We start from the raw sequence: 14,981 nt of genomic DNA, 5'->3' as shown, positions 1-14,981 counted from the left end.
TGACGTGAAACAAGAGGGCACCGTCGCCGGTTGAAGCCACAAGGAAAGGAGACACATATGGCTGACGCCCGCATTTTCGCCGATCTGAAGGCCGACCATGATCGTCACCGCAAGATGCTCGCCAGGCTCGGCGAGACCAGTGGCGACAGCGCCGAGCGGCGCGATCTGTTCGAGGCGTTCCGGATCGAGGTCTCCGCCCATGCCGCGGCCGAAGAGGAATCGCTCTACGCCTGCATGCTCGCCAATCCCGAGCTGCGCGACGATGCCCGCCATTCGGTCGCCGAGCACAAGGAGATCGACGATTTCCTTGGGCAACTGATCGAGACCGACATGAGCTCCTCGGCTTGGCTCGCGAAGTTCAAGGAGATGCGTCACCGCTACGAGCATCATATCGACGAGGAGGAAGAGGAGATGTTCCCGGCCGCGGCGAAGGACCTGCCGCAGGCCGAGCAGGACCGCCTCGCCTGCGTGTTCGAGGCGCGCAAGCCGAAGGAGTTGGCGCTCGCCGAGGAGGACGACCCTGGCGACGCGCGCGACTGAACGCGGGCCGATCCGCACGGTCCGCCTCGCCGCCGAGGATGATTTCGACGGCTGGCGCAGCGCGGCCCGCGCCCTCGCCCTGGTCCATGCGGCGCCGGAAGAGGTGTTGTGGCAGGTCGAAAGCGAAGTCGATCTTTTCAACATGGCGCCCGCCCCGGCTCCGCCAGCCGCGGAAGGCGCCTTTTCTGTGCCACGCCCGTTCGTCGACCTCGCCCGCACGGTGATCCGTCATCGCGACCCGGAACGCTTCTCGCTCCTCTATGCCTTCCTTTGCCGTCTGCGCGACAATCCGCGGGCGATGGAGGACGCTGCCGATCCGCTGCTGCGCCGGCTTGAGCTGATGGCGCGCGCGGTCCGCCGTGACATGCACAAGACGCGCGCTTTCCCGCAGCTCTGCGAACCGGGCGAGGACGAATGGAAAAACATGTCCGAGACAGCGTTGATGCCGGACCTGATTGCAGGTGCGCAGGCGTGGGAGACGCAGATGGTCGCCGCCTCGGTCGCCGAGATGGCCGGCGGCAATGTGACGAAGAGATGGGAATCGGTGTGCGCCGAGGCGGCGCACTGCACCCGCTGCGATCTCTACAAGCATGCGACGCAAACGGTGTTCGGCGAGGGGCCGCTCGGTGCGAGCATCGTCTTCGTCGGGGAGCAGCCGGGCGATCAGGAGGATCTCGCTGGGAAGCCCTTCGTCGGCCCCGCTGGTCAGCTCTTCGACAAAGCCTTGGCCGAGGCCGGGATCGATCGCAAGCGCACCTACGTCACCAATGCGGTCAAGCATTTCAAGTTCGTCCGCCGCGGCAAGCGTCGCATTCACGAGAAGCCGAACGGCGGGGAGATCGCCGCCTGCCGCTCGTGGATCCAGCAGGAGCTGGCGCTGATCCGGCCCGAGCTCACCGTCGCCCTCGGCGCCACCGCGGCCCGATCGCTGTTCGGTAAGGCGGTGACGATCTCGGCGCTGCGCGGCAAGGGCCATGCGCTCGCTGATGTCGGCGAGGCCTGGGTGACAGTGCATCCGAGCTTCCTGCTCCGCGTCCGCGACAACAAGGAAGAGGAATATGCCCGCTTCGTCGAAGACCTCGGGCACATCGGCAAGCGCGCCAGGGCGCTCGCATGAGGCGCTGATCCGGCCCTTCTTCGCGGCCTATGCGCAGCGCATGAACGACGCCCTCGCCGACCCGTCGAAGATTGACGTCACGGGGACGCGCGAGGCCTTCGCCCGCTATTTCGTGGGCGCCGATCCCAACGGCGTCGCGGGCGGCCGCAACGGCCTCCTCTTCCGCCTGATGATCCCGCGCGGCATCAAATATTATCGCAGGATCGGCACGCTTGCGATGGACGTCGCCGATGTCAGGGTCACCGACCTCGACGACCACCACGCCATGGCCCATGTCGACTGGGTCGCCCGCTACAAGGGCGGCAAGGAAATCCCCTTCACCAACATTTACCTGCTCCAGATTCGCGATGGGACGCCGAAGGTCTTCGCCTGGATCACCGGCGATGAGCGTCAGGTCCTCCGCGATAACGGCCTGATCGACTGATCATCTAGAGGCACGAGCGTTCCGAATGGACCACGCCATGTTCCGGATTGAAGTCACCGCCCGATATTGTCCGTCTGCTTGACGGGTTTCATGCCCGTCAGTTGCGGACGGGCTGGGTATGAGTGAACTCAAGGGACTGTAAATCCCCCGCTTCGGCTGTGAAGGTGCAATTTCGCGGCCCGGCTCTCCGGCCGGCCCTGGTTTTGCGCGTCGGCGGGCAATTTCGGGCAGGGCCTCGCCTGGGCCGCGCGCGGACATGGCTTCGCGCTCACCGTCTTCGCCTCGCGCCATGCCGTGCCGGCGAAGATCGCGGCGATGCGCCGGCTCGGCGCGACCGTGAAGCTCGCGGGCGAGGACTATGACGCGGCCAAGGCCGAAGCGGAGGCTCATGCGGCCGCGGAAGGGCTGTTCTATGTCGAGGACGGTGCCCATGCCGCGATCGCCGAGGGCGCCGGGACGCTGGCGCGGGAGATCACCGAGGCCGGCGCCTTCGACGCGCTGATCGTGCCGCTCGGCAACGGCGCGCTCGCCACCGGCACGGGGTGCTGGGCCAAGCATGCCTTGCCCGGCGTGGAGACGGCGGCGGCCGCCGCGCGCCGCGCGCCGGCCATGGCGGAATCCGTGCGGACCGGCCGGGTGATCGAGACCGCGACCGCCGACACGATCGCCGACGGTATCGCGGTTCGTGTGCCGATCCCCTCGGCCATCCCGGCGGTCCGCGCGGTGATCGACGATGTCGTGCTCGTCGCGGACGACCATATCCGGACCGCGATGGCGCTGCTCGGCGAGGTGCTGGACCTCGTCGTCGAACCGGCCAGCGCGGCCGGCCTCGCCGCCCTGATCGCCGATCCGGACCGCGCTGGCGGGGCAAACGGATCGCCGTCCCCCTGTGCGGCGGCAATGTCTGAGGAGACCCGGAAATGATCGACCATATCGAGATCCGTATCCGCGACGTGGATGCCCACGTCCGCTTCTATGCCGACCTCCTGGCGCCGCTCGGCTACGCGCTGAAGCTGGACGGGCCGGTCAAGGGTTTCGGCGTGGGCAGCCGGCTCGACTTCTTCATCGGCGCGGGCGCGCCGTCGCGCGACGATCGATGCGATCCATATGGCGGGCGTCGTTGCGGGGCACCGGCTCGACCGCGCGCCGGCTGTGATGCCGCACATTCACCCGAGCTATTATGCCGGCTTCTTCCGCGATCCGGACGGCCGGCTGATCGAGTTCGTCTGCCACGCCCCCGTGGCGGCGATGGCGGCCTAGCCGCTGAGGAACGTCCTCAGCGCGCGCTGGAAACGGGCCGGCTGGTCGAGCATTACCATGTGGCCAGCGCCGTCGATGCGAACCAGCCGCGCGCTGCGGGCGGGTGCATAGGCTGTCGCGAATTCCCGATCGACGGCGGCGCGCCCGCGCGGGTCGGCCGAACCGTAGACCACCGTCATCGGCGCGCGGATGCGGGGGAGCTGGGGCGTGAGATCGGTCGAGGTGAGCTCGCTCATCGCGCGGCCGACCACATCGGGATCGCTGCGGCGGTTCGGCGCGCCGGGCGGACTGAACGCGCCCATCAGATTGGCGAAGAGCTGGCGGCCGCCGGGCGTCTCCATCATCGATCCGAGGCTGCGGGCGAGCGGCCCCCAGCCGGTGGCGGTGCCGCCGAGCAGGCCGGCGGGCTGGGGCAGCATATCGACGACCATGATCCGCCCGGGCAGCTCCGGCCGGCGCGCCGCGATCATCATGGCGAGCGCCCCGCCCATCGAATGACCGACGATGGCGGGACGGCGCAGGCCGTGCATCTCGATGTAGCGGATAATCTCGTCGGCGAGCGGGCGGACGAGCGGGCCGGTGCGGTTGGCGCCCGCCGGCTCGCCGGCGAAGCCCGCGACCTGGAGGAGGTGATAGCGGTAGCCGGGGACGGCGGCGACGGTGCCGGCCCAGACGTCGCGGCCCGAAGTCAGACCCGGAATCAGGATCACATCGGGCCCGCGCCCCCGCACCTGAGCCGAGAAGCGGGTCGGCCGGAAGCGTTGCGCGGCGGCCGGGACGGCAAGCCCGGTCAGCGCGAAGACGGTGCCCAACAGGATGAAATCCCTGCGTTTCATCCCATGTCTCCTAGGATCGGCTGGTTGAACGCAGCCTTACCCTTCACGGCTTTCGCGGCAAAGGCTAGACAACGCGCATGTCCTCCCCGCACCTCTATCTCGTCGACGGCTCGTCCTACATCTTCCGGGCCTTCCACCGGCTGCCGCCGCTCACCAACAAGCACGGTCTCAATGTCGGCGCCGTCTATGGCTATACGACGATGCTGTGGAAGCTCGCCGAGAGCCTCAACAAGCCGGCCCCGGGCGGCGTCGAAGGAGCGGGCGCGCCGACCCATCTGGCGGTGATCCTCGACGCGTCGGAAAGCACCCACCGCAACCAGATGTACGACCAGTATAAGGCGAACCGGCCGCCGGCGCCGCCCGAGCTGGTGCCGCAATTCCCGCTGATCCGCGACGCGACTCGCGCCTTCTCGATCCCCTGCATCGAGGAGGACGGGCTGGAGGCGGACGACATCATCGCCTGCTACGCCAAGGAGGCGGTCAGGGCCGGCTGGAAGGTGACGATCGTCTCCTCCGACAAGGACCTGATGCAGCTCGTCGAGGACGGCAAGGTCGACATGCTCGACACGATGAACGACCGCCGGATCGGCGTCGCCGAGGTGATCGAGAAGTTCGGCGTCGGCCCGGAGAAGGTCGGCGAGGTGCTGGCGCTGATGGGCGACAGCGTCGACAATGTGCCGGGGGTGCCGGGCGTCGGACCCAAGACCGCGACCCAGCTCATCCAGCAATATGGCGACGTCGAGGGCGTGCTCGCCCATGTCGAGGAGATCACCAAGCCCAAGCTCAAGGCGAACCTGATCGAGCATGCCGAGATGGCGCGGCTGTCGCGCCGGCTGGTCGAGCTGGTCTGCGACGCGCCGATTCCCGAGCCACTCGAGGCGCTGGCGATGAAGGGAATCCCGCCGGAGCCGCTCAGGGAATTCCTCGAGCATCATGGCTTCAAGTCGCTGCTGAACCGGCTGGCTGGCGGCGCGGGTGCCGCGGCGGGCGCACCTGCGGCCACGAATGTGGCGACGCCGGCGGTGACTCAGCGCGAGGTGCGGCCCGAGCCGAAGATTGACCGGTCGCTCTACGAGACGGTGGCCGACGAGGCGGCGCTGGACCAGTGGATCGCCGCGATCCGCGAGAAGGGGCTGGTGGCGATCGACACCGAGACGGACGGGCGCGACTGCGTGACCGCGAAGCTGGTCGGGATCAGCCTCGCCACCGACTGCAACAAGGCCTGCTACATTCCGCTCGAGCATGGCGGCGGCGACATGTTCGACGAGCGGCCGCCGCAGCTGCCCGTGGCGCTGGTGCTGGAACGACTGAAGCCGCTGCTCGAGGAGGAGGCGATCCTCAAGATCGGCCACAACCTCAAGTTCGACTGGGTCGTGTTCCGTCAGCGCGGGATCGATCTCGCGCCCTATGACGATACGTTGGTGATGAGCTTCAACCTCGATGCAGGCGGCCTCAACAGCCATGCGCTCGACGATCTGGCGAAGAAGCATCTCGACCACGAATGCATCCCCTACAAGTCGCTGTGCGGGACGGGGCAGAAGCAGATCACCTTCGACAGGGTGCCGGTCGACAAGGCGACCGAATATGCCGCCGAGGATGCCGATGTCGCGCTGCGCCTGTGGCTGCGCTTCCGCGCGCGCCTGCCGTTTGAGAAGGTGACGCGGGTTTACGAGATGGTCGACCGGCCGATGGTGTCCGTCATCGGCGCGATGGAGCAGGGCGGGGTCAAGGTCGACAGCGACGCGCTGAAATCGCTGTCGGCCGAATTCACCACCCAGATCGCGGCACTTGAGGACCAGGTCTACGAGGCCGCCGGCACGCGCTTCACGATCGGTTCGCCGCAGCAACTGGGCGACATCCTGTTCAACCGGATGGGCCTGTCGGGCGGGCGCAAGGGCAAGTCCGGCACCTGGTCGACCGACGTCACCGAGCTGGAGCGGCTGGGGCGCGAGGGGGTGCCGATCGCGCGGCTGATCCTCGACTGGCGGCAGCTCTCGAAGCTCAAGAGTACCTATACTGACGCGCTGCAGGAGCAGATCAACGCGACAACTGGTCGCGTCCACACCAGCTACTCCCTTTCCGGCGCGCAGACCGGGCGGCTGGCCTCGACCGACCCCAACCTGATGAACATCCCGATCCGCACCGAGATCGGCCGGCGCATCCGCGACGCGTTCATCGCCGAGCCGGGCCATGTGATGATGTCGGCCGACTACAGCCAGATCGAGCTCAGGCTCGCCGCCCATATCTGCGACGTGCCGCAGCTGCGCGCCGCGTTCGAGCGGGGCGAGGACATCCACAACATGACCGCGCAGGAGCTTTTCGGCGAGGTCAACCGCGACACCCGCGCGTCGGCAAAGACGATCAACTTCGCGATCCTCTACGGTATCTCGCGCTGGGGGCTGGCGGGGCGGCTGGAGGTGACGGCGGACGAGGCGCAGGCGATCATCGACCGCTATTTCGAGCGCTTCCCCGGCATCCGCGCCTATATCGGCGACACGCTGACCCACGCCAAGGAAACCGGCTTCACCACCACCCTGTTCGGCCGCAAGACGCATTTCCCGCGGCTCAACTCCTCCGTCCAGCACGAGCGGCAGGGCGCCGAACGCGCGGCCATCAACGCGCCGATCCAGGGGACGGCCGCCGACATCATCAAGCGGGCGATGGCGCGGATGGGGCCGGCGCTGAACGCCGAGGGGCTGGGTGAGGTGCGCATGCTGCTCCAGGTCCATGACGAGCTCGTGTTCGAAGTGCCCGAGGACAAGGTTGAGCCGGCCAGGGCGGTGGTGCGCCGGGTGATGGAGAGCGCCACCGAGCCGGCGTTCAAACTGAGCGTGCCGCTCGGTGTCGAGATCGGCACCGGGCCGAACTGGGGCGAAGCGCATTGAGTGAGCCTGCCCCCGGGCAGACCGATCAGGACATCGCCGCGCTGGCGAAGGGCGGGCGGACCAACTTCCTCGGCTTCCTGCTGCGCCTCGTTGCGCGGCTGCCCTTCCTGTTCATCGCCGGGCGTTATTATGGGCCGGAGCTGCTCGGGCGGTTTGCTTATGCGATCATCGTCATCGAGCTTGCCGCGCAGCTCGCGACGATCGGCCTGAAGCGCGGCCTTGCCCAGCAGCTCGCGACGACCGAGAAACCGCACGTCTGGGTGGTCTGGGATGGGCTGCTGGCCGCCTTCATCGCCTCGGCACTGGCGAGCGGCGCCCTCATGCTCTTTCCGCAGGCGATGTTCCCGGCCAACGACATACGTGGCGCCGAATGGCTGCTGCCGCTGGTCATCTTCGGGATCGCCGGGGCGGACGTGGCGCTGGCCGCGCTCGCCTACCGCCATGACGTCGCCTCGACCGTCCATGTCCGCGCCATCGTCGAACCGTGGACGATCAGCCTCGCCGCCTTCGCAATGATCTTCCTGTCGTCGCGCGACGGCCTGATCATCGCCTATGTCATCTCGATCGTCGCCGGATTGCTGACCGCGCTCTGGCGGCTGGGACGCAGCTACGGCGCGCCGCGGGGATGGACGCCGCGGCCGGACGAGATCCTGGCGGTGGCGCGGCGCAACGTGCCGCTCGCCGCGGCCGATGCGATCGAATGGGGCTCGCGCCGGCTCGACATCGCCATCCTCGGCCTGTTCGTCGCGCCCTATTGGGTCGGCGTCTACTATATCGCCCAGCAGGTCGCCTCGCTGCCGCAGAAGCTTAAGACCAGCTTCGATCCGATCCTCGCGCCGGTCATCACCCAGAAGCTCGCCGAGGACGACAAGCAGGCGGTCGCGAAGCAGGTCCGCCAGGTCGGCTTCTGGATCATCGCCGCCCAGGCCGGGATCGGCCTCGCCCTTGGTATCCCCGGCGAGGCGGTGATGGGGCTAGTCGGTCCGCAGTTCGTCGGCGGCACCGGCGCGCTCGCCTTCCTGCTCCTCGCCGAAGTCGTAGCTGCGACGGCCGTCGTATCCGAGGCGGCGCTGGTGTACATCGCGCGCCACCGCAACCTGCTCATTTCCATGGCGATGCTGGGCGTGCAGGCGGTGCTGACCGTCGCCATCATCCTCGCCATGCGTGAGTTGGGCTGGTCGCAGGCCTTCCAGGCCGCGGGCGCGGCGATTGCCCTCACGCTGGCACTCGGCTTCGCGTCGGTGATGAAGGCGAACCTGCTGTCGCGACTGCTCGGCGCGCCGGTGCAGGGCTGGCGCTGGCCGCTCGTCTGGGCGGCGGCCGCGGCGACGGTGATCGGCTATGTCTTCACCGCACTGCCGCGCCGCTACGAATGGAGCGAGCTGGTGTTCGGCATCCCGCTGATCCTCGGCACGTTCGGCTATATCGTCTGGCGGCGCGGGTTCACCAGCGAGGACCGGGCGCTGTTTCGCAAGCATGAAGCGGACGAAACACCGGCTTTGCCGCCGGAAAAATAGGCCCGAGCAATCCGGGAACGGCCGCTCAGTGTCGGAAGTGGCGCGCGCCGGTGAAGACCATCGCCAGGCCGGCTTCGTCGGCGGCGGCGATGACCTCCGCGTCGCGGATCGAGCCACCAGGCTGGATCACGGCGGTGGCGCCTGCTTCGGCGGCGGTCAGCAAGCCATCCGGGAAGGGGAAGAAGGCATCCGAGGCGACCACCGAGCCGATCGTGCGCGGCGCGGGCCAGCCGGCCTTTTCAGCCGCGTCCCGGGCCTTCCAGGCGGCGATGCGCGAGGATTCGAGGCGGTTCATCTGGCCGGCCCCGATGCCGGCGGTGGCGCCGTCCTTCGCATAGACGATGGCGTTCGACTTCACATGCTTGGCGACGGTCCAGGCGAACAGGCAGTCGGCCAGCTCACCGTCCGTCGGGGGGCGCTTCGTCACGACCTTGAGGTCCTCGGCAACGATCCGGCCGTTGTCGCGGCTCTGGACCAGCCAACCGCCGGCGATCGACTTGGCCTGGAGGCCGCCTCGCGCCGGATCGGGCAGCTCGCCGGTCAGAAGCAGGCGGAGATTCTTCTTCGCGGCGAAGACGGCGAGCGCGGCGTCGTCGGCGTCGGGGGCGACGACGACCTCGGTGAAGATGCCGGCGATCGCCTGCGCGGTCGCCGCATCGAGCGCGCGGTTGACCGCGATGATGCCACCGAAGGCCGAGACGCTGTCGCAGGCGAAGGCCGCCTCATAGGCCGCGTTCAGGGTCGCGGCGGTGGCCACGCCGCAGGGATTGGCGTGCTTGACGATGACGCAGGTCGGCGCGGTGTCGCGGAACTCGGCAACCAGCTCGAGCGCGGCATCGGCGTCGTTGTAATTGTTATAGGACAGCTCCTTGCCCTGCACCTGCCGGGCCTGGCCGATGCCGCGCGCCGCCGGGCCGGTGGCGGTGTAGAAGGCGGCCTTCTGGTGCGGATTCTCGCCGTAACGCAGCTCGGCGCTGCGCTTCAGGGTCAGCGGCAGCGTCTCCGGAAACAGCTGCCCCTGGTCGGCGAAGCCGAACCAGCTCGCGATCATCCCGTCATAGGCGGCGGTTGCAGCGAACGCCTTGGCGGCAAGGCGCTTGCGCAGATCCGATGACGTCATGCCGCCACTGGCCTCGAGCGCGGTGATCAACTCGCCATAGTCGGCCGGATCGGTGACGATGGCGACATAGGCATGGTTCTTCGCGGCCGAGCGGACCATCGACGGGCCGCCGATGTCGATATTCTCGATGATCTCGTCGCGCTCGGCGCCCTTGGCGACGGTCTCGGCGAACGGGTAGAGATTGACGACGACGAGGTCGATCGGGCCGATGTCGTGATCCGTCATCGCCTTGGCATGGGCGGGGTCGTCGCGGACGGCGAGCAGGCCGCCATGGACCTTGGGATGAAGTGTCTTCACCCGGCCGTCCATCATTTCCGGAAGGCCGGTGAGGTCCGAAATGTCGCGCACGTCGAGGCCCGCGTCGCGCAATGCCCCGGCGGTGCCGCCGGTCGAGATCAGGTCGACGCCGTGGCGGGCGAGGGCCCGGCCCAGTTCGGCGAGGCCGGTCTTGTCGGAAACGGAGAGCAGCGCGCGCGTGATCCTCACGTCGGTCATCGGGAGTCCTTGAAGAGGCTGAGTTTGCGAGGCCCTTAGCGTCTACTGACCAGCCCGTCACCCCGGCGCAGGCCGGGGCCTCGTGGAGACATGCCGTGACTCCTGGTCCTCAGATCCCGGTCTGCGCCGGGATGACGATCAGGAGGCCCGCTTGAGCTCCCATGAAATCGTCATGCCATCGGGCGGCGTTTCGCCGGTGATGGCGAGCATCAGGGTCGGCTGGGCGCGTACCGAACCGTCGATCCAGACACTGTCTTCCAGCATCAGCTGGCCGCCGCGGCAGCGGAACTGCCAGGCCGCGCCGCCGCGCAGGCGCAGGATCGCGCCCTGGCCGTCGGCGGTGGCGGTCACCTCGACCGCCGGAGCGAGATGGAAGCGGACGGCGAAGGCGATGGTCTCGGCGTGGCGGCGACGCTTCTCCGCGGGGTGGAGGCGGTCCTCGCCGGTCAGCTGGCGACCGTCGGGCGACAGGGTGAGGCGGCGCTCGTGGATCAGGCCGAAGCGGCGGGCATAGCCGTCGTGCGTGGCTTCGACCCGGGCGATGCCAGCGGTCTGGTCGCGCGACATCTCGACCTGGCCGACGCCCTTGCCGAGGGAACCGTCCTCGTGGATCGCGGTCGAGTTGCGATCGGCGAGGGTCAGGGTCGAATGGGCGGCGGTGGTCCTGAGGCCGTTGGCCAGCGCTTCGGGCAGTGCGCCCTTCGCTGACCCCTCGCCGCCGCAATTGACGATCAGGCGATCCGCTCCGTCGCTGAACTCGAAGGCGAGGGTCGAGGCGCAGCCGCCGGAGAGCGCGCGGGGCGGCGGGGGCGGGGCGGCGTCGAAAATGAGCACGCTCTGCTTGCACTGGACGCGTTGATAGCCCCAGCCCCGCGCCTGGCGGAGCGCCTGCGAGGTGACGGCGGACGCCTCGACGGCGGCGAGGACGCGGCGCCGGCTCGCCTTGTTGCCGCCCTGCCAGCTCGACAGGCCGTCATCGCCTAGCGTGACGGCGAGCAGCGCGCCGACCGCCGCTTCCAGCGCCTCGATCAGCCAGTCCGGCAGGTCGCGGCGGCCGGCGATGTAGGCCGAGCGCAGCTGCGACAGCGTCTCGACCAGAGCGAGCTGCTCGAACGGCGCGCGGCTGATCAGGCCACCGTCGTCGTGAAGCGAGAGGCTGAGCGCGCGGGTGAGGCCCGCCTCACCCGATTTCAGCCGCGCCGGACCGCCCTGGACGAGCAGGGCGGCGGCGATGACACCGCACCAGGCGGTGACGCGCGGCAGACCGGGCGGGACCTTGTCGGCGCCGCGATCGAGATGGCGGGCGCCGCGGGCGAGCGCGTAGAGGACCGACGAGCGGTAGACGATGTCGCTGCTGGAGAGGATATAGGGGGCGTAGGCGGTCCAGAAGAGGATGCGCCGGCCCCAGAGATCGGCGCGCCAGGCCGGCTCGCCGACATGCTCACCATAGGCATCGAGCCATTTGCGCATCACGGCTTCGGCGACCCCGGCGCCGCGATCGCGGGTGACGGCGGCGGCGAGATCGCGGAGCCAGGCGAAGCTCTGCAGATAGTCGGCGAAGTCCTCCGGGTAGCCGGTGGCGGTGAAATCGAGCCCGTCGACCGGCAGCTCGTGCCCGTGATGGAAAAAGGCGCCGTCGATCAGCGCCTCACCGGCCGTCTTCTCGCCTGCGACAGGGTCTTTCGGGACGGCGATCAGCTTCAGCGGGACGCGGCCGCGCAGGCGCAGCTTGTGCAGCGGCGTACGCCAGGCGAGGCGGTGGAGCCGGTAGCCCATCCGCTCGAACAGGGAGAGGCCGCGATCGTCGCCGACGCGGATCAGTCGCTTGCCCGGCTCGATCTCGCCCTCCTCGGCGTCGATCCGCTCGAGCAGGCTCATCCCCGCAAGGCCCGGATGTTCTCGGCATAGGCGGCGGGGCCGCCCTTGAAGGTCGCGGTGCCGGCGACGAGCGCGTCGGCGCCGGCATCGACGACGCGGCGGCAGTTGGACTGGTCGATGCCGCCGTCGACCTCGAGGTCGATGGGCTTGCCGAGCTTGTCGATCCGCCCCCGGATCGCCTCGATCTTGCGCAGCTGGCTCTCGATGAACTTCTGGCCGCCGAAGCCGGGATTGACGCTCATCACCAGGACGAGGTCGACCTCCTCCAGCACATAATCGAGCGCCTTGGCCGGGGTCGCGGGATTGAGCGAGACGCCGGCGCGCTTGCCCAGCGCCCTGATCGCCTGGATCGTGCGATGAAGGTGCGGACCGGCCTCGGGATGGACGGTGATCGTGTCGGCACCGGCCTCCGCGAAGGCCTCAAGATACGAATCCACCGGCGAGATCATCAGATGGACGTCGAACGGCTTGGCCGTGTGCGGGCGCAGCGCCTTCACCACCGCCGGGCCGATCGTGATGTTGGGCACGAAATGGCCGTCCATCACGTCGACGTGGATCCAGTCGGCCCCCGCTTCGTCAACGGCACGGATCTCCTCGCCGAGGCGCGCGAAATCGGCGGAGAGGATCGAGGGGGAGATGCGGACGGGCTGCGGCACGGCGGCGAATCTAGCATCCGCGCGACTCGCGGGGCAAGGAAGCGGCGGGACTTATCCCCGGCTAATTGCCTCCGAAAGGGCGTCAGGCGCGTCGAAAGCGGGTCAGATAGAAGCTGTCGGCGCCACCGGCTTCTTCGTATGTGCCTGGAAGGATGCGTTGCTCGTCCTCCTGAACGAAATCCGGCCGGCTTGCGAGGAAGGTGCGGGCGACCGCCTCGCCCTCCTGCGGCTCCAGCGAGCAGACCGAATAAACGAGTGCGCCGCCGGGATTCAGCCAGTCGGCGGCGCGGGCGAGCATCGCCTGCTGCACCTCGGCCAGCTCCGCGATCGCCTTCGGGCGGACGCGGTGGAGGACGTCGGGGTGGCGGCGGAAGATGCCGGTCGCCGAGCAGGGCGCGTCGAGCAGGATCGCGTCGACCGGCGCGGGCGTCGCCCAGGCCATCACACCGGCGGCGACCACCTCCGCGGAAAGGCCGGTGCGGGAGAGATTGTCCGAAAGTCGCGCGAGGCGACTTTCCGAGGCATCGACTGCCGTCACCCGCCACCCGGCGGCGGCGAGCTGCATCGTCTTGCCGCCAGGGGCGGCGCACAGATCCAGCGCCGTGCGGCCGTCGCCCGGACCGAGCAGGCGGGCGGGGAGCGAGGCCGAGATATCCTGCACCCAGAATTCGCCCCCTGCATAGCCGGGAAGGGCCGCGACCGAGGTGCCGCGCGGGAGGCGCAGATGGCCGGGCAACAGGCTGATCCCCTCGATCCCGGGTGGCGGCGAGTCTGCCGGGAAGGACAGATCGATCGGCGGCGGTGTGGCGATCGCGCGGGCAGCTGCATCAAGGACGTCCTCGCCCCAAGCCTTCAGCCAGCGCATCGCGACCGGCTCGGGCAGGGTCGGGACGTCGGGCAGGACCGGCTGCTGCCGCATCACCGCGCTGAACACGCCGTGCACCAGCTTGCGCGGGCCGCCGTCGACCAGCGGCAGCACCGTCGAGATCGCGGCATGGTGCGGCGTATCGAGTGCGAGCGCCTGAACGAGTGCAATGCGCAGGGCGAACCGCGCCTTCGCATCGTCGGGCAGCCGCTTGCGGGTCGCGCTGTCGATCAGCGCGTCGAGATCGGCGAGGCGCCGCAGCGCCTCGGCGGCGATGGCGTGGGCGAAGGCACGGTCGTCGGCGCGGTCGAGATCGCGGGCGGCGGCGTCCAGCGCGCTTTCCAGCGGCAATCCCCTGCGCAGCACCGCATCGAGCAGACGCAAGGCCGCGCGGCGCGCGGCCGTGCCCGGCGGATCGGCGCGGTTCAGCGGCGGCGCCCGAGCGGGTCGAGCGCGGAAGCGCTGCCGCCGGCGACGCGCGGCGCCGGGCGGGGACCGCCGAGCTCGGCCGCCATTGCCTCCAGCGCGGCGATCCGGTTCTCGGTCGCCGGATGGGTCGAGAACAGGCTGTCGCCGCCCATGCCGGGCACGATATAGAGCGCGGAAGCCGCCGGATTGCGCTCGGCGACCGGATTGGGAATGCGCTGCGCTGCGCCGGCGAGCTTGGCCAGTGCGCGGGCGAGCGCGCGCGGATCGCCGTGCATCAGCGCGCCGCCACGATCCGCGCCATATTCGCGGGTGCGGCTGATCGCGAGCTGGACCAGCATCGCGGCAAACGGCGCGACAATGACCGCGAGCAGCGTGGCGATCAGGTTCTGGCTTCCGCCGCCGCGGAAGAACAGGCCGAAATTGGCGAGCATCGAGATCGCGCCGGCGATGGTCGCCGTCATCGTCATGACGAGCGTGTCGCGATTCTTCACGTGCGCCAGCTCATGCGCCATCACCGCGGCGACCTCGTTGGTGTCGAGAATCGCGAGCAGGCCAGTGGTCGCAGCCACGGCCGCATTCTCGGGATTGCGGCCGGTCGCGAACGCGTTGGGATGCGGCGAGTCGATCAGATAGACCCGCGGCATCGGCAGGCCGCCGCGCGTCGCGAGCTCGCGCACCAGGCCGTGGAGCTGCGGCGCCGAGCGCGCGTCGACCTCCTGCGCATTGTGCATCCTCAGCACGATCTTGTCGGCGTTCCAGTAGGTGAACAGGTTCATCCCCGCCGCGACGAGGAAGGCGATGACCGCGCCGCCGGCGCCGCCGATCGTGTAGCCGAGACCCATGAACAGGGCGGTCAGTGCCGCCAGCAGCAACATGGTCCTGAACGTGCTCATCTTGCCTTCGCAACCTCCGTGGCCGAAATGTGGGAGCGAGACGCCCAGAATTCAAATGGATGCCCC

12 protein-coding genes and 1 pseudogene are annotated in these 14,981 nt (G+C 69.1%); 7 read left to right on the top strand and 6 right to left on the bottom strand.

Translation table 11 applies throughout. The features are described from left to right. Nucleotides 1–57: 57 nt before the first annotated feature. From RCO27_RS12640 to RCO27_RS12620, 5 genes and pseudogenes are all read left to right on the top strand, one after another. Nucleotides 58–540: a hemerythrin domain-containing protein gene (locus tag RCO27_RS12640; protein WP_309003026.1), complete on the top strand. Its 483-nt coding sequence runs from the start codon at nt 58–60 to the stop codon at nt 538–540. A 10-nt stretch (nt 541–550) separates the two neighbouring features. Continuing rightward, nucleotides 551–1,657 (top strand): UdgX family uracil-DNA binding protein, encoded by a 1,107-nt coding sequence (locus RCO27_RS12635; RefSeq protein WP_309003212.1) that lies wholly within the window; start codon nt 551–553, stop codon nt 1,655–1,657. Then, entirely contained in the window at nt 1,599–2,081 is a 483-nt protein-coding gene (locus tag RCO27_RS12630; protein WP_309003025.1) for a hypothetical protein, read from the top strand. Before RCO27_RS12635 ends, RCO27_RS12630 begins: the two co-directional genes overlap by 59 nt. A 201-nt stretch (nt 2,082–2,282) precedes the next feature. Then, nucleotides 2,283–3,005: pseudogene (locus RCO27_RS12625) on the top strand (pyridoxal-phosphate dependent enzyme); the annotation flags it as partial. 183 nt (nt 3,006–3,188) lie between these two features. Further along, nucleotides 3,189–3,341, top strand: a complete 153-nt coding sequence (locus RCO27_RS12620; RefSeq protein WP_309003024.1) for a hypothetical protein — start codon at nt 3,189–3,191, stop codon at nt 3,339–3,341. Here the strand turns inward: RCO27_RS12620 and RCO27_RS12615 are convergent. Continuing rightward, nucleotides 3,338–4,177, bottom strand: coding sequence for an alpha/beta hydrolase (locus RCO27_RS12615; protein ID WP_309003023.1), 840 nt, complete (start codon nt 4,175–4,177; stop codon nt 3,338–3,340). The two genes, RCO27_RS12620 and RCO27_RS12615, sit on opposite strands and share 4 nt — an antisense overlap. A 77-nt stretch (nt 4,178–4,254) precedes the next feature. Between RCO27_RS12615 and polA the strand changes: the two genes are divergently transcribed. Further along, nucleotides 4,255–7,062 (top strand): DNA polymerase I, encoded by a 2,808-nt coding sequence (gene polA / locus RCO27_RS12610; protein ID WP_309003022.1) that lies wholly within the window; start codon nt 4,255–4,257, stop codon nt 7,060–7,062. Next, a complete protein-coding gene (locus tag RCO27_RS12605; protein ID WP_309003021.1) occupies nt 7,059–8,579 on the top strand; it encodes an oligosaccharide flippase family protein in 1,521 nt (506 codons plus the stop codon). Before polA ends, RCO27_RS12605 begins: the two co-directional genes overlap by 4 nt. A 25-nt stretch (nt 8,580–8,604) precedes the next feature. Here RCO27_RS12605 and purH read toward each other — a convergent pair whose 3' ends face one another. From purH to htpX, 5 genes are all read right to left on the bottom strand, one after another. Beyond that, nucleotides 8,605–10,194 (bottom strand): bifunctional phosphoribosylaminoimidazolecarboxamide formyltransferase/IMP cyclohydrolase, encoded by a 1,590-nt coding sequence (purH, locus tag RCO27_RS12600; protein ID WP_309003020.1) that lies wholly within the window; start codon nt 10,192–10,194, stop codon nt 8,605–8,607. A 138-nt stretch (nt 10,195–10,332) separates the two neighbouring features. Beyond that, nucleotides 10,333–11,163 (bottom strand): heparinase II/III family protein, encoded by an 831-nt coding sequence (locus RCO27_RS19270; RefSeq protein ID WP_374990388.1) that lies wholly within the window; start codon nt 11,161–11,163, stop codon nt 10,333–10,335. Nucleotides 11,164–12,068: 905 nt separating this feature from the next. Continuing rightward, on the bottom strand, nt 12,069–12,728 hold the full coding sequence (gene rpe / locus RCO27_RS12590) for a ribulose-phosphate 3-epimerase (RefSeq protein WP_309003018.1): 660 nt from the start codon (nt 12,726–12,728) through the stop codon (nt 12,069–12,071). Between the two features lie 82 nt (nt 12,729–12,810). Beyond that, nucleotides 12,811–14,022: an RsmB/NOP family class I SAM-dependent RNA methyltransferase gene (locus RCO27_RS12585; protein ID WP_374990387.1), complete on the bottom strand. Its 1,212-nt coding sequence runs from the start codon at nt 14,020–14,022 to the stop codon at nt 12,811–12,813. After that, nucleotides 14,019–14,915: a zinc metalloprotease HtpX gene (htpX, locus tag RCO27_RS12580; RefSeq protein ID WP_309003016.1), complete on the bottom strand. Its 897-nt coding sequence runs from the start codon at nt 14,913–14,915 to the stop codon at nt 14,019–14,021. Before htpX ends, RCO27_RS12585 begins: the two co-directional genes overlap by 4 nt. Between the last annotated feature and the right edge of the window lie 66 nt (nt 14,916–14,981).

Source organism: Sphingosinicella sp. LHD-64, assembly GCF_031157375.1.
In the GTDB taxonomy this organism is placed as follows: Bacteria; Pseudomonadota; Alphaproteobacteria; order Sphingomonadales; family Sphingomonadaceae; genus Allosphingosinicella.
The sequence above is the reverse complement of the archived record's forward strand: the minus strand, read 5'-3'. Positions and strand labels throughout refer to the sequence as shown.

Coding starts and splice junctions, on each gene's coding strand:
- RCO27_RS12640 (WP_309003026.1), top strand. CDS start 58: ATGGCTGACGCCCGCATTTTCGCCGATCTGAAGGCCGACCATGATCGT.
- RCO27_RS12630 (WP_309003025.1), top strand. CDS start 1,599: ATGCCCGCTTCGTCGAAGACCTCGGGCACATCGGCAAGCGCGCCAGGG.
- RCO27_RS12620 (WP_309003024.1), top strand. CDS start 3,189: ATGGCGGGCGTCGTTGCGGGGCACCGGCTCGACCGCGCGCCGGCTGTG.
- RCO27_RS12615 (WP_309003023.1), bottom strand. CDS start 4,177: ATGAAACGCAGGGATTTCATCCTGTTGGGCACCGTCTTCGCGCTGACC.
- polA (WP_309003022.1), top strand. CDS start 4,255: ATGTCCTCCCCGCACCTCTATCTCGTCGACGGCTCGTCCTACATCTTC.
- purH (WP_309003020.1), bottom strand. CDS start 10,194: ATGACCGACGTGAGGATCACGCGCGCGCTGCTCTCCGTTTCCGACAAG.
- htpX (WP_309003016.1), bottom strand. CDS start 14,915: ATGAGCACGTTCAGGACCATGTTGCTGCTGGCGGCACTGACCGCCCTG.